The 19,025-nt window shown below is 34.7% G+C and carries 19 protein-coding genes; 6 read left to right on the top strand and 13 right to left on the bottom strand.

What is annotated here, in order from left to right:
• Window positions 1-30 precede the first annotated feature (30 nt).
• Window positions 31-1,854, top strand: coding sequence for an alpha-L-fucosidase (locus tag IP023_RS01520; protein WP_241788483.1), 1,824 nt, complete (start codon window positions 31-33; stop codon window positions 1,852-1,854).
• Window positions 1,855-1,878: 24 nt separating this feature from the next.
• On the opposite strand, the gene IP023_RS01515 is transcribed toward IP023_RS01520, so the two are convergent.
• The 4 genes from IP023_RS01515 to IP023_RS01500 form a co-directional block, all read right to left on the bottom strand.
• Complete coding sequence (locus IP023_RS01515) at window positions 1,879-2,388, bottom strand: FUSC family protein (RefSeq protein ID WP_241788482.1); 510 nt, start codon at window positions 2,386-2,388, stop codon at window positions 1,879-1,881.
• A 173-nt stretch (window positions 2,389-2,561) separates the two neighbouring features.
• Window positions 2,562-3,218: a hypothetical protein gene (locus IP023_RS01510; RefSeq protein WP_241788481.1), complete on the bottom strand. Its 657-nt coding sequence runs from the start codon at window positions 3,216-3,218 to the stop codon at window positions 2,562-2,564.
• A gap of 51 nt (window positions 3,219-3,269) precedes the next feature.
• Window positions 3,270-4,382: a lipid-A-disaccharide synthase gene (lpxB, locus tag IP023_RS01505; RefSeq protein WP_241788480.1), complete on the bottom strand. Its 1,113-nt coding sequence runs from the start codon at window positions 4,380-4,382 to the stop codon at window positions 3,270-3,272.
• A gap of 235 nt (window positions 4,383-4,617) precedes the next feature.
• On the bottom strand, window positions 4,618-5,817 hold the full coding sequence (locus tag IP023_RS01500; RefSeq protein WP_241788479.1) for a porin: 1,200 nt from the start codon (window positions 5,815-5,817) through the stop codon (window positions 4,618-4,620).
• Between the two features lie 223 nt (window positions 5,818-6,040).
• Here IP023_RS01500 and dinB point away from each other — a divergent pair, with 223 nt between their 5' ends.
• Window positions 6,041-7,111: a DNA polymerase IV gene (gene dinB, locus IP023_RS01495; protein WP_241788478.1), complete on the top strand. Its 1,071-nt coding sequence runs from the start codon at window positions 6,041-6,043 to the stop codon at window positions 7,109-7,111.
• A gap of 43 nt (window positions 7,112-7,154) precedes the next feature.
• Here dinB and IP023_RS15920 read toward each other — a convergent pair whose 3' ends face one another.
• From IP023_RS15920 to IP023_RS01485, 3 genes are read right to left on the bottom strand one after another with little or no spacing between them, the layout of a single operon-like run.
• Entirely contained in the window at window positions 7,155-7,301 is a 147-nt protein-coding gene (locus IP023_RS15920; protein WP_394801841.1) for a FeoB-associated Cys-rich membrane protein, read from the bottom strand.
• 6 nt (window positions 7,302-7,307) lie between these two features.
• Window positions 7,308-9,410, bottom strand: coding sequence for a ferrous iron transport protein B (gene feoB / locus IP023_RS01490; protein WP_241788477.1), 2,103 nt, complete (start codon window positions 9,408-9,410; stop codon window positions 7,308-7,310).
• Window positions 9,410-9,649 carry a FeoA family protein gene (locus IP023_RS01485; RefSeq protein ID WP_241788476.1) on the bottom strand — a complete coding sequence of 80 codons (240 nt, stop codon included), beginning with the start codon at window positions 9,647-9,649 and terminating at the stop codon, window positions 9,410-9,412. The genes feoB and IP023_RS01485 overlap by 1 nt, the downstream gene beginning before the upstream one ends.
• A gap of 121 nt (window positions 9,650-9,770) precedes the next feature.
• On the opposite strand from IP023_RS01485, the gene IP023_RS01480 reads away from it, so the two are divergent.
• Window positions 9,771-10,226, top strand: coding sequence for a MarR family winged helix-turn-helix transcriptional regulator (locus tag IP023_RS01480; protein WP_241788475.1), 456 nt, complete (start codon window positions 9,771-9,773; stop codon window positions 10,224-10,226).
• Window positions 10,227-10,237: 11 nt separating this feature from the next.
• Here the strand turns inward: IP023_RS01480 and IP023_RS01475 are convergent, their stop codons facing one another.
• Complete coding sequence (locus IP023_RS01475) at window positions 10,238-11,140, bottom strand: ZIP family metal transporter (RefSeq protein ID WP_317224521.1); 903 nt, start codon at window positions 11,138-11,140, stop codon at window positions 10,238-10,240.
• Window positions 11,141-11,149: 9 nt separating this feature from the next.
• A complete protein-coding gene (locus tag IP023_RS01470) occupies window positions 11,150-11,734 on the bottom strand; it encodes a phosphatase PAP2 family protein (protein ID WP_241788474.1) in 585 nt (194 codons plus the stop codon).
• A 181-nt stretch (window positions 11,735-11,915) separates the two neighbouring features.
• On the opposite strand from IP023_RS01470, the gene glmM reads away from it, so the two are divergent.
• Complete coding sequence (glmM, locus tag IP023_RS01465; RefSeq protein ID WP_241788473.1) at window positions 11,916-13,301, top strand: phosphoglucosamine mutase; 1,386 nt, start codon at window positions 11,916-11,918, stop codon at window positions 13,299-13,301.
• Between the two features lie 83 nt (window positions 13,302-13,384).
• Here the strand turns inward: glmM and IP023_RS01460 are convergent, their stop codons facing one another.
• Window positions 13,385-13,582, bottom strand: coding sequence for a YqaE/Pmp3 family membrane protein (locus IP023_RS01460; protein WP_241788472.1), 198 nt, complete (start codon window positions 13,580-13,582; stop codon window positions 13,385-13,387).
• 20 nt (window positions 13,583-13,602) lie between these two features.
• Window positions 13,603-13,899, bottom strand: a complete 297-nt coding sequence (locus IP023_RS01455) for a DUF4342 domain-containing protein (protein WP_241788471.1) — start codon at window positions 13,897-13,899, stop codon at window positions 13,603-13,605.
• 274 nt (window positions 13,900-14,173) lie between these two features.
• Here IP023_RS01455 and IP023_RS15805 point away from each other — a divergent pair, with 274 nt between their 5' ends.
• Window positions 14,174-14,296: a hypothetical protein gene (locus tag IP023_RS15805; RefSeq protein WP_262914363.1), complete on the top strand. Its 123-nt coding sequence runs from the start codon at window positions 14,174-14,176 to the stop codon at window positions 14,294-14,296.
• 88 nt (window positions 14,297-14,384) lie between these two features.
• On the opposite strand, the gene IP023_RS01450 is transcribed toward IP023_RS15805, so the two are convergent.
• Window positions 14,385-15,116 (bottom strand): tRNA threonylcarbamoyladenosine dehydratase, encoded by a 732-nt coding sequence (locus IP023_RS01450; RefSeq protein ID WP_241788470.1) that lies wholly within the window; start codon window positions 15,114-15,116, stop codon window positions 14,385-14,387.
• A 5-nt stretch (window positions 15,117-15,121) separates the two neighbouring features.
• A complete protein-coding gene (locus IP023_RS01445) occupies window positions 15,122-15,781 on the bottom strand; it encodes a TatD family hydrolase (RefSeq protein ID WP_241788469.1) in 660 nt (219 codons plus the stop codon).
• Between the two features lie 291 nt (window positions 15,782-16,072).
• Between IP023_RS01445 and IP023_RS01440 the strand changes: the two genes are divergently transcribed.
• Entirely contained in the window at window positions 16,073-19,006 is a 2,934-nt protein-coding gene (locus IP023_RS01440; protein WP_241788468.1) for a DNA polymerase III subunit alpha, read from the top strand.
• Window positions 19,007-19,025: the final 19 nt, after the last annotated feature.

The raw sequence follows: 19,025 nt of genomic DNA, 5'->3' as shown, positions 1-19,025 counted from the left end.
TTAATCCTAATCTTTTTTGTGACCTTCATTATGTTAAAGAAATTTATAGCGCCTATTATGGTATTATGCAGCTCCATTAATGCCTATGCCCAAAATACATCAGTCGATACTAAAATGGAATGGTTTGACGATGCCAAATTGGGTATATTTATTCACTGGGGCATTTATTCTGTAAATGGAATTTCAGAATCTTGGGCTTTTTTTAATAATTATATAAATCATCCTAAATATTTAAAACAATTGGATGGTTTTTCTGCTGAGAATTATAACCCTAAGTATTGGGCCTCCCTCATCAAGAATTCAGGCGCTAAATATACTGTCATAACAAGCAAGCATCACGATGGTATCTCACTATGGGATAGTCAGCAAGAGCAAGCATTGACAACTCGTAGAGATGCAAAAGTAAAACAGGATGTATTGACACCATTTATAGCGGCAGTTAAAGACACTGGTTTGAAGACGGGGCTATATTTTTCTTTGCCCGACTGGAGTCATCCGTATTATGATATTATTACACGTACACAAAAGCGTTATGATATTGCTCAAGATACTAAGCGATGGGGAAAGTTCGTTGATTATTATCAAGGGCAATTGGAGGAGTTGTCCCAACAATTTAAACCCGATCTTCTTTGGTTTGATGGGGATTGGGAACATAGCTCCCAGGAGTGGAAGGCACAAGAGTCTTTGGCATTGCTCCGTAAGTATAACCCCAATATTATCATTAATTCTCGATTGAATAATCATGGTGATTATGCTACGCCAGAGCAGGGGATTCCCGTGAAACGTCCACAAGATCGCTACTGGGAATTGTGCTATACGATGAATGACTCTTGGGGATATCAACATTTTGATAATAACTATAAAACGCCCAATATGATAGTACGGACATTGGTAGATTGTATCGCTATGGGTGGGAATTTATTACTCGATATTGGCCCCAAAGAGGATGGTACTATACCTGTGGAGCAGGTTACTATTTTGGAAGAATTGGGACGATGGACGCGTAAATACAAGGAAGCTATTTATGGTACTCGAGCTGGAGTAGAGGCTAAGTATATAGCGGAGAAAACGGCTTTTTCGAAAGATGGAAAGACAATTTTCATTTATTTGGATGTTGTGAAGGATCATGTTCAGATAAATGGTTTGAAAACAAAGCCCAAAGCTATCCGTTTCTTAAGTAGTAAAGATAAAGCTATTCCTAAAGATGATGGTTCGCAATTAACTATTAAATTGACAAATATAGATTTTGATCCTGCAGTTTCTGTGCTAGCGATTGATTTTGATAGTTATCCAGTATTTAAGTTAGAAGAGTCGATAAAAGCTCCAGCATTACAGGAAGTTTTTGCAAGTGCTAATACGAATAAGTCTATAGATTATATTGTAGCAGCAAATGCTGCCGGGGATAATATATTAAAAGGTATGATCTATGAGGATGGTAGTCAAATTACTGGGATGTTAGCTGCGGCACAACCAAATCTAAAAGAATGGATAACCAAACATGCTGAAGCATTACATGATGTTCAAGCAGGAGTTGATTTTAATCATTATGCTGGAAAATCTGTTTTGTCACCGGATAGACAGACATTATATCTTTTTGTCGATGGGCAGCCTACGGGCCCAATTGCACTAAAAGGATTGAAGAATAAAATAGCACGTATTCGAATCGTCGGGGAGGGGTCAATGATCAGTCACCAACTATTTAATAAATTATATTGGAGTGATACTCCAGGAATAGTATATATCGATGTGCCCAAAGAAAGATTGGACAAGTATCAAACGGTAATAGCCGTATTGTTAGATGGACCTATAGATTTGTTTGGCGAAGAGGTGAAAGCAATAGAAAATAACTTATAATAGAAATTATAAATGCGGGATACCTTAATAAGGTATCCCGTATTTTCTTTTTAATGGCCGTATCATCATTGAAGTAAATACCACAATCAATAAGCCTATAAAACAGCCTGTACTAACGGAGACAAAGCGGAATATAGGTGCCTCAATTATAGAGGAATGGTGTGGTTGTACCATAATAATCAATAAGGCTACTAAAGCTACGCGGGCCATATTCATGACCTTAAAACTACGACACACAATGATAGTCAGAATAATACCGGCAATAATAGAATAGAAACTGGAACCTATCGTCTGTATACATGCTAATGCTACCAAAGAACCTATTAGATTGGATTTGAAACGTTCAATAGATAATTTGCGAGAGTCTTTTTCTTCGGGTGATATTACTAAGATAATGGAGAGTAATGTCCAAAATAATTCGTATTCTGGAAATTTTAAAAACATCGCATATCCAATACAAAATCCTATCAAACAGCGTAATATATATATGGATATAGCGGAGGTAATAAATCTTTTAATAATCTTGTCAAGCATATAAATGATATCTTAGACCGGCAAAAATAGGTAATTAGTTGCTGTTTAAAGTAATAATAGTTTTAATATTAATGGTTTTATAAAAAGTGTACTAAAGTGAAAGATATTCTACTATAGTCATATGTTCCTAAAAGCAATGTCCTAAGTTGATACTTAGGACATTGTTTGGAATACTACTCTTTAGCTTTTACAACTACTTCACCTTTCTTACCTGGTGATCCGGAATAAATCTGTCCTTGTGGTAATCCTCTTAGGCCAGGAGCAGATAATGCTATACGGGAATAAATATTACTTATTTCAGATGTTGGTGTTACATTCAAACCGCCTTCTGTATTATCAATTTTAATATAATGTTTACCTTTTTTGTTCGTTGTTTGTGGCGTAAATCCATCACTTTCATAGACTAATGTTACATTTCCAGCATCACCATTAGGAAACGTTTTAGAACCATTATTAGCATTTTGACCACGTGCTACTATATATAGTGATCCTAATTTGTCAAAATCAATATCGATATTAAAGTTCGTACCATTATTTTTAATGCCTTGCCCTAAAAATGCTACATCATTAGCAATATCAGCATGTTTAACAATTAGATTGACATCTTTTTTACCAAAAAATTGTAACGTGGACTTATCTTTCATGACAAGTGTATCAATATAAAGGGTAAGTACTGAGTCTCTTCCTTGATAAACTTGCTTTTTCTTTTTGTCTAAAGTCAGTTTTTGGACATGGATAACTTCCCCTTCAGTTTTTTGCTGTGCATGAACTAAATTTAAAGGTCCAAATAATATAGTTCCTGTGATTAATAAAAATTTAATTGTTTTCATATATAAATGTTTAAATATTAAGCACAGATAATCTAAATTATTCGTGTGCCATTATTTGCTTATGTATTGTACAATCAATTTGGCAGTTCTTTCAGAAGCTCCTGGTAAACCTATTTTTTCGGCTAACAAGTCATAATTTTCCATTATACTTGCTTTATGTTGGGGCTCCGTAATTATTTTGCCAATTTCATCTTTTATGTTAGACGAATTACAATCCTTTTGGATTAATTCTATCACCGATAAATATCCATTTATCAGGTTTACTAACGATATAAAGTTTACTTTAATCAATTTTCGAGCCAACCAAACTGAAAGAGGATTCGCTTTGTATACCACAACCTGTGGAACTTTTAAAATACCTGTTTCTAATGTTGCTGTACCACTAGTGACAACGGCAGCATCTGCATTTTTTAATAAATCATAAGTTTGATCAAATACAACAGGAATATTCAAATCACCGATATATTTTTTGTAATAGGAGTGATCAAAGTTTTGTGCTCCCGCAATGACTAGTTGATGCTTAGGAAATGAAAAATATAAATCAACCATATCGGGTAATATTTCTTCAATTTCCATCTTACGACTACCGGGTAATAATGCGATGATGGGTAAGTCGGAAAGTTGATTGTCAGCTCTAAAATTCGAATTGTAACGGTAGGTAGAAATAGCATCTAATAACGGATTACCTACATAATCTACTTTCATATTAAATTTTTTGTAGAAATCTACTTCAAATGGTAGAATACAGAACATATGATCGACAATTCTTTTTATTTTGTGAACTCTGCCTTGATTCCAAGCCCATATTTTTGGAGAGATATAATAGCATGTTTTTATATGATGCTGTTTGGCATATGCGGCAATTTTTAAATTGAATCCTGGGAAATCAATAAGTATAACAGTATCGGGTTGGAAGGTATCGATATCAGCTTTTACTTTTTTTAAATTTTTCGCAATTGTTCCTAAATTTTTAATCACTTCAACGAAGCCCATAAATGCCATTTCAGAAGTATGTATCAATGCTGTTTGATCTGCTGCTTCTTGCATTTGGTTACCGCCAACAATTTTGAATACGGCATCAGGATCTTCTTTTCTTAATGCTTTAATCAAGTTGGCACCATGAAGGTCTCCAGATGTTTCTCCTGCTATGATATAATATTTCATTCTTTATTGAATTAAAAAGCTAAAGATAAGTATTCTTTTTAGGCAAGGATGAATAAGGTGTTAATATTCCATATTTAAAAAGTATAGAAATTTACTTTTTTAAAAAATATCAACGGTATCAGAAGTTACTTTCTGTACATGAATTTCCAATATTGGATTCATAAAATAGCGCAATAATAAAATCCATTATAATTTTTAATTATAATGGATTTTATTATTGCGCTAATATCCTATTTTATATACCGAGTTCTACTTGGAACATAGCACCCCAAGAGCTCTTTTTGTTAAAATTATTAAAGGCACCATCCTTAAAAGTATAATTGCCATTTAGTTGAAATTTTAATCGATGCGCTTTCATATATTTTGTTATACCCAATTCGATGATTTCGGTTTGGTCTTCAAATTGTGCTATTTCAGCATCGGGTTGTACAAATGTATATCGTCCTGCGATTTCATATCCATGATTTAATAAATAAGACGTTTGTTGGTTTAATCCCCATCCTTTATAAATATATGTTTCTTTAGGAGTATCATCTGTAGTCATATTAAGTGGTGTGTCGGTATTATGACGCATATATTCGGCTTGATAAGCAAAGCCTTGGTATTTGAAGATAGCATCAGCAAATATGGTTGTTAGGTCAAAAGGATTTGCTACATAACGTCCCGTTTGGCCACCTCTTCGGATTGTATTTTCATTATAACTGTAACCACCGCCGATGGAAACTTTCGGCTTTTTCTCCCGCTCTATATCCCCTTCTGAGTAATCACCAGCATTTGTAAATGTGCCTAGTGGTAGAAATTCTAAACGACCTGTATAAGCAAGACCGTCGTCGGTAGATTGTGCGGGTCTTCCTTCACCTGTAGATATGGCGACTTTTGCATTGAATGGTAGTTGCCCTATTTTTTTACTTAGGTTAAAACTTACACCAAAATCACGATCTAAAGTGAAAATACTATTTACTAATGAGCGATCAGAAAATTGAAGTTGTCCAGATGAATTAACGCGTTGGCGATTTCCGGGTAATTTATTTTGTCCAAATGAAATGTATATATCATCGGTGAAGTTATAAAATATTACGGCATCACGTACAATATTAGCTACCCCAGTATCATCAAAATCTTGATCTCCTCTGGTAAAAGCTAATTGAACTGAATATGATATTTTTGGAGTATAAATATAACCATCCATACGCATACGTAAACGACGAACTCTTGCGTCAAATTTATTGTTGTCTTCGCCATTTAAAACATGAGAATATCCTGCTCTATTTTGCATTCTAAACCTAAAATTGGTATAGAAAAGGGAGTCTTTAGACGTATATTGGATACCTTTAAAATTTAGAATCGTCGCGCGATCATCACGTTCTTGTGCTTTAACATTATTAAATAATGCTGTGACAAATGTCGTGGCTAAAGCTGCGTAAATGAGTTTCATAATTGAGCGTAGTATTTTGCAAATCTATAAATATAACGAATTTTAGGTGTTAACATATTGTTAGTTAACATTATCTTTACACAAAGATACTATTCTCAGACGTAGATGAAAGATATTTGCAGATTATAACTTATTTATAATAATTAGTTAACAATTTCTTAATCTAGGGAAGTGAAAATATTAAATACGGTAATTATATTTAAATGAATTATGGAGGGTGAAAATGAGAAAAATTATCCATATAGATATGGATTCATTCTACGCCTCTGTCGAGCAACGTGATTTTCCAGCGTTATTAGGTAAAGCGATAGCTGTGGGAGGATCGCCTGATGGTAGAGGTGTAGTAGCAACAGCAAGTTATGAAGCTCGGAAATTTGGTGTGAGATCAGCTATGTCTTCTCGTCAGGCATTACTATTATGTCCAGAACTTATATTTGTATCTCCAAGATTTGAGGTATACAAGGAAGTATCGCAGCATATTCGCGCTATATTTGCACGGTATACTGATTTGATTGAACCGCTTTCGTTGGATGAAGCATTTCTCGATGTTACTGAAGATAAATTGGGTATAGGATCTGCTATAGATATTGCGCAGCAAATCCGAAATGCCATCAAAGTGGAGTTAAATTTGACTGCGTCTGCAGGTGTTTCCATAAATAAATTTGTGGCCAAGATAGCGTCTGATTATAATAAGCCAGACGGTATTACTTTTATTGGGCCTTCAAAGATTGTATCTTTTTTAGAGGCATTGCCTATCGAAAAGTTTTTTGGCGTAGGGAAGGTCACTGCTGCAAAAATGAAAGCTAAAGGTATATTTTGCGGTAAAGACTTAAAGTTTTTTTCTAAAGACCAATTGCATACCTATTTTGGTAAATCAGGTCTTTTTTTTTACGATATGGTAAGGGGTGATGATAATAGACCCGTACGTCCCAATCGTATTGCGAAATCAATAGGTGTAGAAGATACTTATAGCGCTGATTTAAGGAGCATAGCAGAAGTAAAAGAAGAGTTAATGGTGATTTGTGTCAAATTGGAAAAGCGGATGTCTGCAAAATCTATAATTGGAAGGACCTTGACTTTAAAGATTAAGTATTCTGATTTTATACAGGTAACTAGAGGGGGTACAAATGCGCTCTATTATACTAATTTGGAACAATTATTTGAAGCAGCATGTAGTCTTTTAACCAAGATAGAATTAGATAATAAAAGAGTAAGATTAATAGGACTTTCTATTTCTAATTTTTATGATGTAGAAATAGTCAAATCTAGTGACCATCAGCTTTCTTTGTTTTAAGTATTCAATGAAGGTGTCCTCTTGGGACACCTTCATTGAATACTTATTTTTTTTGCATCGTATGATCACAGCCGCAATTTTTTCCGCAGCCCGGAGTTTTATCTTTTGAGGGTATAAATTTCTTAATCACGAATGTCACAGCAATAATGAAGATTATTGCAATGATGATATATTGTAATTGTAGTGACATAGTAACTTATTTTAAAAGTTGATAGGCTATCAATGCTGTGAAATAAGCTAAGCCTGTCATAAATCCTGTTTGAATTAATGTCCATGACCATGAGCCTGTTTCCTTGCGTACCACACCTATTGTAGCCATACATTGCATTGCAAATGCATAAAATAATAATAACGATACTCCTGTAGCAAAATTATAAGTCTGCATTCCAGTATTTCTATTTATTTCAGAACGCATACGATCCAATAATGTTTGCTTTTGTCCTTCATCCTCAATATCTATTTCATCACCTAGTGAATAAACTACAGCTACAGTACCTACAAATACCTCGCGTGCCACAAAGGATGCTAATAAACCTATACCTATTTTCCAGTCATATCCGAGTGGTTTTATCGCAGGCTCTATACCTCTACCTAGATAGCCTAAATAGGAGTATTCAGTTTTGAATGCGATTATATCATCTTCAATTTGCTCTTCTGTATAATGTGGATTTTCTAATGCTATATATTTTTCTGGGTTTGAGAATTTATCATTAGGGCCAAAATTCCCTAATACCCAAAGTATAATTGAAATAGCCAAAATAATTTTACCAGCATCAATTAGAAATCCTGATGATTTTTCCCATACAGTATTCAAGACATTTTTCCAATCTGGAGCTTTGTAAATTGGTAATTCGAATATTAAGAATGATTTACGAACCGATTTGATGATTTTGTTAAGAATTAAAGCCGAAAATAAAGCACCTATAACGCCTAATATATACATCCCAAATAAAGTAATTCCTTGTAAGTTGAAACCTAAAAACTTCTCGTCAGGAATAACTAATCCAATAATAACGATATATATAGGCAAACGCGCTGCACAAGTCATAAAAGGGGTTACTAACATTGTCAGTAAGCGCTCTTTAGGATTCTCAATGTTTCGAGCTGACATTACCGCGGGAATAGCACATGCTGCTCCTGACATCAAAGGAATAACGGATTTCCCATTAAGACCAAATGGTTTTAACCAGCGATCCATTAGAAATACCACACGGCTCATATACCCCGTTTCTTCCATTAGGGATATAAACAAAAATAAAATGATAATCTGCGGTAAAAAGATAATTATCCCTCCGATACCCGCTATGATGCCGTTGACTATTAAGCTATTAAGAGGTCCTTCTGGCAGGATAGTAGCGACATATTCACCCAAAGATGAGAATGTATTATCTACACCATCCATCAGCGGACCTGACCAAGCGTATACAGCCTGAAATATGAAAAATAAAATCCCGAAAAATATAATATAACCAAATACAGGATGTAAAAGGATATTATCTATTTTTTCAGTATTTGATAATTTCTTATTCTCAGATTTCTGAACGAAATTCTCAAATTCTTTGTTTATATTTTTGTGACGAAGTATAGCTTCTTCTTTTTGAAGTTGCTGTGTAGTGATGTTATATTTTGTGCGAATTGCTTTTAATTGCGCTATTGAATCATCACTAAGACCTACAGCTTCTTCTTGTGCCAAATGAAGCCAGGTCTTATACTCTGTTTCTAAGGGGAATATTTTTTTTGCTTCTTCTAGTGCAGGTGAAAATTCTGAAGGTAATTCTAGAGCACCGAAATAGGGTGGAACTTGTAGTTCAAAATTCTCAATTAATGTGTCAATTCCTTTACCATTACGAGCATCTGTTGTTAAGACTTTTGTTTGAAGATATTTTTCGAGTTTAGGATAATCTATTTTTATCCCTTTGTCCTCTAACTCATCTTCCATATTTACTACAAATATCGCCGGCAAGCCAGATTCTCGTACTTGTTGATATATTACTATTCCTCTATTTAAGGTATTAGGTTCAGAAACGACAACTACTAAATCAGGATAATCACTATTTTCTTTGTTGATAAATGTACGTAGAACAACCTCTTCATCAAGCGAATTTGGAAAAAGTGTATATGTTCCTGGTAGGTCAATGATATGATATTCATTACCATTAGCGGTAATTTTTCCTTCTCTTTTTTCTACTGTAATGCCTGGGTAGTTACCTACTTTTTGATTGAGCTTTGTAATACGATTAAACAAAGATGTTTTTCCTACATTGGGGTTACCAAGTAACGATATAGTTTTTTTTTTCATTATATTTTATCAGTCAGAATAGTGCAAGCTTCTGTTACTCTAAGGGCAATTAAAGTATTGTTTTGAATGATATTGACACAAATAGGCCCATTTAAAGGAGCTTTGTGCTTTATTTCAATCTTTGCACCTGGCATAAATCCCAATTCGAAGAACTTAGCCGGTAAATTACTATCTTCAAAAGAAATAATTGTCGCTATATCTCCTCTTTTTAGTTTGTTCAAAGATATTTTATTTTGCATAATAATTAATTTGTAACTTTACGAGTGTCAATAACCTATTTGCTAAGCAAAGATAGTTAAATAGAGCCATTTTTGAGCTTATTTTTCTGTCAAATAAATGTATTATTTAGATTCATTATAAATGATGAGCTTTAATAACCAAGTTAAAATTAGCCATTTTAAAAATGAATGGCATAAGACAACAATCAATATATTATTGACGAATAATTGGTTGATCAAAGAGTTAGAATTGCGCGCAAATCGCAAAGATATTACTTTGCAACAATTTAATGTTTTGCGTATTTTAAGAGGGCAATTTCCAAATCCAATTTCTAATACTTTAGTCAAGAAAAGGATGATTAATTCAACTCCTGATATCTCTAGATTGGTAGAAAGATTGGTCTTAAAAAACTTGGTTGTACGAGCCCAAAATGTTGCTGATAAGAGAATCGTTGATCTAATGATCACTGAATTAGGAATGAAGCTTTTAGCATCTTTGGAAGAAGATATGATACTGGGTGATATCCTTTTTCAAAATATAACGGAAACTGAAGCTCTCCAGCTTAGCCAATTGTTAGATAAGCTAAGAGGAGAGTAGTTATTTATATTTTAATGATTATGGTCGCTATGATCATCATGATTATGGTCACTGTGATCTTCATGATTATGGTCGCTATGATCTTCATGCGTATGTCCTTCACCATGCTGATTGTCGTGTGCTTTTATCTCTGTATTGGGAATAGCTGACTCATGATTATGTCCTTCATGGTCACCATGATCATGACTCGGAATTAAAAATGTAGTAAGTGAAACAGCAATTCCTAAAAATACCGCAGCCATTTTTTTCTTGTTGAAATGGTGATGATCTGCAGAGCCTGATTCAAATAAGATTGTCGTTGAAATATGTAAGAATATACCAATTACAACTGCCATTATCTTATCAAAATACTGTGAAATATTGCTCACTTCACCTTGACTTAATGCTTTACTTGTCAAATATCCCATTGGCGTCATAGCGGCGAAAATAAATAACATGATTACGATTTTGTTTTTACGTAATGATGTATTTAGTAATAAGCTACCTAAAGCGAAGGCTGCAGGGATATGATGTATAGCAATACCAAAGACTAATTCGTTCTTATGACCCGATACTAAAGGCATTCCTTCCAAGAAAGCATGTAAACATAAACTAATCATGATACCAATAGGAAAACCTGCGTTTTCGTCATGATGAATATGGCCATGTTCAATACCTTGAGAAAATTGTTCTAATAACAGTTGGAAAATAAAACCACCCAAGATGTATAAGCCGATCACTTCTGGACTCGTATTGCCTCCGGCATGATAGACGTGTGGAATAAGATGTAATACGGTTATAGCAAACAAATAGGCACCACTAAAAGAAAGAATTAACTTTAGAAAATTTGCATTGTTTCTCTTTACAAAGAATACCGATAATCCACTGATGAAAGCAGAGATGAAGAGAATAGCTACAATTAAAAAAGGAGTCATATGCGTTATTTATAGTACAGTTTTGTTTTCAAAAAAGGATGGTACAAATCGCTTGAAAATATTACCGTTAATAAATCCAATTAATGAACCAAGTAGTGCTCCACATAATATATCTATAGGGTAATGGACGCCTACATATATTTGCGATATAGAGATCATAAATGCCCATGCAAGACCTATCCAGACTATATGTCTCCACTTGCGACGTAGTAAAACGATCAAAAATACAGCCATACCAAAGTGATTAGTGGCATGGGAACTAGTGAAGCTAAATCCAGAACCACAGCGTACTCTTACGTTTACATCATGTTTAAATTCTATATCATTACACGGACGTATTCTTTTGATATTTTTTTTGATTAAATGTGAGGAGATACCATCTGTAGCTGCAAAATTTATTAAGATGCATGCAACGATAAGTATTCCCATCTTTCCATAATGCTTGATTAAGAAAATAATGATAAACAAATAGAGCGGTGCCCATGTAAACGGATTACGTAAAATTGGAAGTAACCAATCAAATACCGGATTACTCAGCCCTTGATTTATAGCGAGGAAAAACTCCTTATCGAATTGAATAAGTTGATCTAACATAAGTTGTAAATTTGTGTATTTAGGTTGATTTCTGTTTTATTTATGATCTAAAATAATAAATCTTTAGTATTTAAAATACACAATGTTGCAACAAAGATATGTTTTTGTTTTTATATTAGAGAAATAACTTGAATTTATTTAAGAATACCTATTTTTATGGCTTCTTAAATAAATCAAAAATATGACTTTAATAAAATCAATTTCTGGAATTCGTGGTACCATAGGTGGACGTGCTGGAGAAGGTTTGACCCCAATTGATATTGTAAAATTTACAGCATCATATGGGAAAATTTTAATGCAGAAAACAGGTAATAAAAAATTTGTTGTAGGACGTGATGCACGTGAATCTGGTGAGATGGTAAATAATCTAGTGATTGGTGCTTTACAAAGTATAGGTGCTGAGGTTATTGATCTAGGATTGTCTACTACTCCAACTGTAGAGATTGCTGTTCCATTGGAAAATGCTGCTGGTGGTATTATTTTGACTGCTTCACATAATCCTGGGCAATGGAATGCTTTGAAGTTATTAAATCATAAAGGTGAATTTATTTCTGATATCGAAGGTCAAGAAGTATTGGCTTTAGGTGACAGTTTGGATTTTGATTTTGCAGAAGTGCAAGATTTAGGAACTGTAAAATATGATGAGAGCTATTTGCAAAAGCATATAGATGCAGTTCTAGCGTTAGAATATGTTGATGTTGAAGCGATTAAAAAGGCCAATTTTAAGGTCGCTGTAGATGCTGTTAATAGTACAGGTGGTATTTTTATTCCCGCTTTGCTTGAAGCTTTAGGAGTACAGACAATTTTTAAAATTCACTGTGAGCCTAATGGGAAGTTTCCGCACAATCCAGAGCCTCTAAAAGAGCATTTGACAGATCTTTCTGCTGCGGTATTAGCTAATGGTGCTGATTTAGGTATTGCTGTTGATCCGGATGTCGATCGTCTTGTATTTATGATGGAAGATGGCGAATTATTTGGTGAAGAGTATACATTAGTAGCTGTTGCAGATTATATTCTTGCTAATAAAAAAGGGAACACAGTATCCAACCTTTCTTCTACACGTGCACTGCGCGATGTGACATTGAAACATGGTGGTGAATACTTCGCTGCTGCTGTCGGTGAAGTAAATGTCGTTACCAAGATGAAAGAAGTAGATGCGATAATCGGTGGTGAAGGTAATGGTGGTGTGATTTATCCTGCTTCACATTATGGACGTGATGCTTTGGTAGGTGTAGCGATTTTATTGTCTCATTTAGCAAAATTGGGTACTAAGATTTCTACTTATCGTGCCGAGTTGCCTCAGTATTACATGTCAAAGAATAAAATTACGTTGACCCCAGACTTAGATATTGATGCTTTATTGTCTGCTATGCAAGCAAAATATGCACACGAAAATCATTCTATTATTGATGGCTTGAAAATTGATTTTGAAAATGAATGGGTACACTTGCGTAAATCAAATACGGAACCTATTATTCGTATCTATTCGGAAGGACCATCGGCAGAGGCAGCAGAAGCTGTTGCGCAAAAAATTATCAATGAAATTCAAGAAATCATTGCCAAATAATATACCTGTAATAATATAACAAATAGGTCCGATGTTTTTGAGAGAAACGATCGGACCTTTCTAACTAAACTAAACAATAAACGTTATTTGTATTGTACGTTGTATTGAAGATCTTTAATACGTTTTTTATTTCTAGCGTCTAACTGTGATGCTACTGCCCAAATAGCAGCGGGCAACCAGCCGATTAATGTTATTTGTAATATTAGACATAAAAAGCCTCTAATAATTTTCCCTCTTAAGAAAAAAGATAACCACGGAAATAGAACTGCTATTAATATCATTTTTGTATTTTTTTTTAAAATTAAACTAAAGGATTAATTTCCTCTTCATCTGTCGTATCCTGCTCTTTGCTAGGTTCATCATCCTTGCGTTCTACGATGATCTTACACTCTGCTACGATAGCCGCAATACCACCTACAGCAGCAAATACTGGTGCTAAAAAGAGTCCTATAATACCTATAGATACCGGGAAGCTTATAATTTCTTTTTCATTTTTGTCAGCTATAGTGATTTTAGTAACGTTAGTTTCGTTAAATAAATCTTTTACTTTTTTAAGTAAATTTTCTCCCGAAATGTTGTATGTTTCTTTGTATGCCATAACTTTTTTTATTTAGTGTTTCAGATTCTGTTTCAAATGTAGATAAGTACAATTAGATTCAATATCAAGTTTAGGTTAGTATAGTGAGATCTTCGGTAAGACTGATATATTTTTCGGTAAAAATGATGCTGATATTATTTAATTGAACGATTATCTTTTATATAAATATAATCATTAATATTTTTGAATGAAAGTACCCTTCAAAATGGGGTGTTAATAATTAATATTAGTTAGGATTGAAAATACTATTTTTGCGTATTGTAAATTATTCTTTATGAAGATAAGTAGGAATACGATTACCAATATCGCTGTTGTAGCCTTTGTATTATTAGCCGCATTTTTGATTTATAATTTCGGCTATTCCTTAGGCCAATTTATTGTTAAAATGAATAAGTAGTACTTTTAGAAATAAAATCAATAATACTAATGTTAGGTAGTATTCATAAGCACCAAAGCTAGATCAATTTCTAGCTTTGGTGCTTTTTTTATATTGTTTTGATATCTATTAAATCTCGAATGGCGACTGAAGCAATTGCTCCACCAAAGGCAGCAGGTAAGTAAGACATTGTACCGTAGGCTGATTTTTTGTAGTTTGTACCATCCGTATATAGTAGAGAATCTTTGTCGTGCAATTCTGTAGAGAAAGCGACCTTAACTCCCGTTCTTATGTCGTGTTTACGCAGTTTCTTACGTATATGGTGAGCCAATTTACAATTGTATGTCTCGCTAATATCAGCAATTTTTATTTTTGTAGGATCTACTTTTCCTCCAGCTCCCATCGAACTCACAAAAGGAATCTTAGCATCAAAAGCTTGACGTATAAGAAATAATTTTGGTGTGATACTATCGATAGCTTCAACGATGTAATCAGGTTTTTCTGCGATTAGCTTTTCAACACGGTCAGGGATTATAAATTCTTCGTATACCGTTAGGTCTAACTCTGGGTTGATATCCAAAAGACGCTGTTTCATGATTTGTGCTTTGGAGACACCATGATTGGTTGCTAAAGCGGGCAATTGTCTATTTCGGTTCGATGGATCTACAGTGTCACCGTCTATGATCGTCATCTTTCCGACACCAGAGCGTGCTATAAATTCCGCAGCAAAGGAACCAACACCGCCTAAACCTAATACTAATACGTGTGAATTTGCTAATTTTTCTAATGCCTCACGGCCAATCAATGCTTCTGTTCTTGATAACCAAGCTAAATCTTTCATGGATGCTATTGTGGTACTATTTTGTAATTGAATACATTCGACATATTCTGAACAAGTTGCTGCTTAAGCTGTTCAATACTGATATTTCGAACGCGACAAAAGTAAGAATAAATATCTATGATATTAGTAGATTTATTGTCTGTTTCTAAGAAAATTTTGGTTAAATCTATCGTTTTTATGGCTTCGTCATGCTGCCCATCTAAGATGAATGCCCCGAAGCTAATATAATACCCCAATTTGATAAGCGATTGGATTAAGGGAAGCTTCTTATTTACGCCATGGAATAAAACAGGTACCTGTACCTTTTGTTCCATTAAAACATATATAACCTCTTCGTAAGCACGTACACAGTGGATAATCAAAGGCTTTTGTGAGGTATTGGCGAGTTGAATCTGTTGCTCAAAAACTTGAATTTGTCTATCCCAAGGGGTATTACAAATTTTATCTAATCCACATTCTCCAATAGCAATAACATTTGGTTGCTGTATAGCTACTCTTAATAAAGCATATTGTTCATCCAGGTTATTGTCAAAATACCAAGGGTGGATACCCACCGAACAAATAGAATTTGGTACTTCTTCTTTGCCGATTATAGTGTTTAAAACTTGAAAAAGTTCGTTTTCTACAATATGTTGATGCGTATGGATGTCGATGTAAGGTAACATGTCCGTAAGGTACGAATTTTGGAATTATTTGTTCGGGATAAAGGCAATAAAATATCCTTATTAGGATGTTCCTAATGTATTTTCAAATGGTATTCAATCTTATTCATTGCATTCACTACTGATTTTTTATTGGTATCTGTTGATGCTAGTACATAGCTATTCTATCTGTGTAGGTGAAAATTTGCTTTTGTTATTATTTGCAGATGATTGATGATGATTAAGTAGGGCTTAGTTTGTGTATTTTTGCTAAAAATTTTAGTAAAATAGATTTCAAATTCGTAATCTTGTACTATGTTTTTGAATTGTAAGAGTTGGTTTAGTTTTCATTATGGTACATATTCTACCAAGAAATTGATTGCGCGAGCGAAAGAGCTTCAGGTAAAGACTTTGGCTATTACGAATATTAATTCTACTGCCGATTGTTGGGACTTTGTGAAGAAATGTATTCAAGAGGATATTAAGCCTATTGTGGGGGCAGAAATTCGCAATGGCAATGATTTTTGTTATGTACTACTAGCAAAGAATAATGAAGGACTTTTGGCCATTCAAACTTTTTTATCGTATCACAAACAACGCAAGGAAGATTTTCCGAATACACCTAATTTTTCCTTAGATAATGTATGGGTAATTTATCGGTGTACAGCTCAAAAATTGAATGAAGAATTAGGGCCTCATGAATTGATAGGATTAGGTATTGATGATATAAGCAAATTGAATTGGCAGTTTGCGCAGGGACGGGATTGTTTTGTCGTCATGCATCCTGTGACCTATCAAGATAAAACGTACTACGACGTACATCGTATATTGCGTGCTATCGCTCACAATACTTTACTATCCAAATTGAAGCCTGAGGATATAGCGGGTAAAAATGAGATTATGTATGCTGAGGAAGATATCGTAAGCTTATTTGCGCGCTTTCCATTTGTTATCTCCAAAACTATCCAAGTTATAAAGTCTTGTAATATAGCTATGGAGTTTCAAACCGATAAGAATAAAAAGTATTTTACAAGCTCTGCGGAGGATGATGCGGCCTTGTTGCGAAAACTTGCTTTGGAAGGATGTAAAATACGCTATGGCATGAAGGATAAACAGGCTTTGGAACGTGTAGAGAAAGAGTTGAACATGATTGCCGATCAGAATTTTAACGCTTATTTTTTGATTGTTTGGGATATGTTGCGCTATGCAAATGAGCAAGGATTTTATCATGTTGGTCGTGGTAGTGGAGCAAATTCTGTCGTCGCTTATTGTTTGCGTATTACGGATGTAGATCCTATAAAATTGGACTTGTATTTTGAGCGTTTTTTGAATCCTAACCGTACTTCTCCTCCTGACTTTGATATTGATTTCTCTTGGCAAGATCGCGATGCTATTTTTGAATATATGTTTGTCCGTTATGGTCGACAGTATGTGTCCTTATTAGGGATGTATAATACCATGCAACGACGCGCCATCGTACGGGAGTTGGGTAAAGTGTTTGGACTACCTAAAGAGGAGATCGATGTCTTGGTGAAACAGCGTGAATGGAATGCTCAAGATAAAATACAACGATGGATACAGAAGTATGGTGCTTTGATGGTTGATTTTCCCACCAATATAAGTGTACATGCTGGAGGAGTTCTTATTGCTGAAAAACCATTGTGTCAATACGGAGTCATTGAACTGCCACCAAAAGGCTTTCCGACGATTCATATGGATATGTTTGAGGCAGATCGTATAGGTTTGTACAAGTTGGATATACTTAGTCAGCGTGGATTAGGTCATATCAAGGATGCATTGGCTTTGATCCTAAAAAATAAAGGGAAGCACATTGATATACATAATATAGATGATTTTTTGAACGATCCTATATTAGCGGAGCAAATTCGTACGGCCAATACTATAGGCTGCTTTTATATTGAAAGTCCTGCCATGCGCCAATTGTTAGGAAAGCTGGCCTGTTCGGATTATATTACACTTGTCGCCGCAAGCTCTATTATACGTCCTGGTGTAGCACAATCGGGGATGATGAAGCAGTATATCGAGCGTTATCATGATCCCCAAAAGGTAGAATATCTTCATCCTAAGATGAAAGAACTGCTCTCCGAAACATATGGTGTGATGGTATATCAAGAGGATGTCATCAAGGTAGCACATCATTTTGGGGGCATCTCTCTGGAAGAAGCAGATATTTTGCGCCGCGCAATGAGTGGTAAATATCGGTCTGAGAATAAATTTGACGATTTGAAAAAGAAGTTTTTTGCCAATTGTCATGCTTTTGGATATGATGATGCGGTGACCACGGAGGTATGGCGACAGATGGAGAGCTTTGGTGGTTATTCTTTTGCAAAGGGGCATTCCGCATCTTTTGCTGTCGAAAGTTATCAAAGTTTATTTTTGAAAACATATTATCCCAAGGAATTCTACGTCGCTGTCATTAATAATTTTGGTGGTTTCTACCACACGGAGTTTTATTTTCATGAGCTTCGTCGCAATGGTGGGAAAGTTCAACTTCCATGTTTGAATCATAGTGAATACCTAACCAGCATTGAGGGAGATGAGGTATATGTAGGTTTTATTCATCTACAGGGCTTAGAGGAAACATTGGGACGAAAGATAGAAGAAGAACGTAAATGTAGAGGGCCTTATCGTGATCTCAATGATGTGCTCTTGCGATTGCAGCCCAAACCCGAACAATTGAATATATTGATCCGTATCGGTGCACTTCGTTTTACAGGGGTAGATAAGAAAACATTATTATGGGAATCGAATTTCCGAAATAAGCAACGTGTCGACAAGCAAGCGGAAGTAACACTATTTGCTAGCGAATCAGTACAATTTACATTGCCTACATTTGAAGATGATAGGCTTGAGGATAGGAAGGAAGAGCTTGATTTATTAGGTTTTTTGATAGGTGATTTTTTTGAATTATTGGATCCGCACTATTTAACAGGTACTGTTTATGCTGGTAACTTATCACAATACCTGGGACAAAATATAAAGATAATAGGTCGGTTAGTAACAACGAAAGATACGTGGACCATAAAAAAGGAACGTATGTCTTTCGGTACATTTCTCGATGCTGAAGGTAATTGGTTGGATACAGTTCATTTTCCGCCTGTACTACGTCAATATCCATTCTTAGGCATGGGCTTCTACGAGTTACATGGCCGTGTGATGGAAGAGTTTGGAGTCTATAGTATTGAAGTAAATGCCATGCGAAAATTAGGCTATAGATTTAGTAGTTAGAAATATCTAGTAGCTATAT

The sequence above is a fragment of the Sphingobacterium rhinopitheci genome, from assembly GCF_022627575.1.
GTDB classification, from domain to species: Bacteria; Bacteroidota; Bacteroidia; order Sphingobacteriales; family Sphingobacteriaceae; genus Sphingobacterium; species Sphingobacterium rhinopitheci.
Note: the sequence above shows the minus strand (reverse complement) of the source record. Positions and strands in the feature narration are given on the sequence as shown.

Excerpts from the sequence above, each read along its gene's own strand:
- glmM (WP_241788473.1), top strand. The coding sequence starts at position 11,916 with ATGACTTTAATAAAATCAATTTCTGGAATTCGTGGTACCATAGGTGGA.
- IP023_RS01475 (WP_317224521.1), bottom strand. The coding sequence starts at position 11,140 with ATGACTCCTTTTTTAATTGTAGCTATTCTCTTCATCTCTGCTTTCATC.
- IP023_RS01445 (WP_241788469.1), bottom strand. The coding sequence starts at position 15,781 with ATGTTACCTTACATCGACATCCATACGCATCAACATATTGTAGAAAAC.
- IP023_RS01470 (WP_241788474.1), bottom strand. The coding sequence starts at position 11,734 with ATGTTAGATCAACTTATTCAATTCGATAAGGAGTTTTTCCTCGCTATA.
- IP023_RS01450 (WP_241788470.1), bottom strand. The coding sequence starts at position 15,116 with ATGAAAGATTTAGCTTGGTTATCAAGAACAGAAGCATTGATTGGCCGT.
- IP023_RS01485 (WP_241788476.1), bottom strand. The coding sequence starts at position 9,649 with ATGCAAAATAAAATATCTTTGAACAAACTAAAAAGAGGAGATATAGCG.
- IP023_RS01520 (WP_241788483.1), top strand. The coding sequence starts at position 31 with ATGTTAAAGAAATTTATAGCGCCTATTATGGTATTATGCAGCTCCATT.
- IP023_RS01455 (WP_241788471.1), bottom strand. The coding sequence starts at position 13,899 with ATGGCATACAAAGAAACATACAACATTTCGGGAGAAAATTTACTTAAA.
- IP023_RS01500 (WP_241788479.1), bottom strand. The coding sequence starts at position 5,817 with ATGAAACTCATTTACGCAGCTTTAGCCACGACATTTGTCACAGCATTA.
- IP023_RS01515 (WP_241788482.1), bottom strand. The coding sequence starts at position 2,388 with ATGCTTGACAAGATTATTAAAAGATTTATTACCTCCGCTATATCCATA.
- IP023_RS15805 (WP_262914363.1), top strand. The coding sequence starts at position 14,174 with ATGAAGATAAGTAGGAATACGATTACCAATATCGCTGTTGTAGCCTTT.
- dinB (WP_241788478.1), top strand. The coding sequence starts at position 6,041 with ATGAGAAAAATTATCCATATAGATATGGATTCATTCTACGCCTCTGTC.
- IP023_RS01510 (WP_241788481.1), bottom strand. The coding sequence starts at position 3,218 with ATGAAAACAATTAAATTTTTATTAATCACAGGAACTATATTATTTGGA.
- IP023_RS01480 (WP_241788475.1), top strand. The coding sequence starts at position 9,771 with ATGATGAGCTTTAATAACCAAGTTAAAATTAGCCATTTTAAAAATGAA.
- IP023_RS15920 (WP_394801841.1), bottom strand. The coding sequence starts at position 7,301 with ATGTCACTACAATTACAATATATCATCATTGCAATAATCTTCATTATT.
- IP023_RS01460 (WP_241788472.1), bottom strand. The coding sequence starts at position 13,582 with ATGATATTAATAGCAGTTCTATTTCCGTGGTTATCTTTTTTCTTAAGA.
- lpxB (WP_241788480.1), bottom strand. The coding sequence starts at position 4,382 with ATGAAATATTATATCATAGCAGGAGAAACATCTGGAGACCTTCATGGT.
- IP023_RS01440 (WP_241788468.1), top strand. The coding sequence starts at position 16,073 with ATGTTTTTGAATTGTAAGAGTTGGTTTAGTTTTCATTATGGTACATAT.
- feoB (WP_241788477.1), bottom strand. The coding sequence starts at position 9,410 with ATGAAAAAAAAAACTATATCGTTACTTGGTAACCCCAATGTAGGAAAA.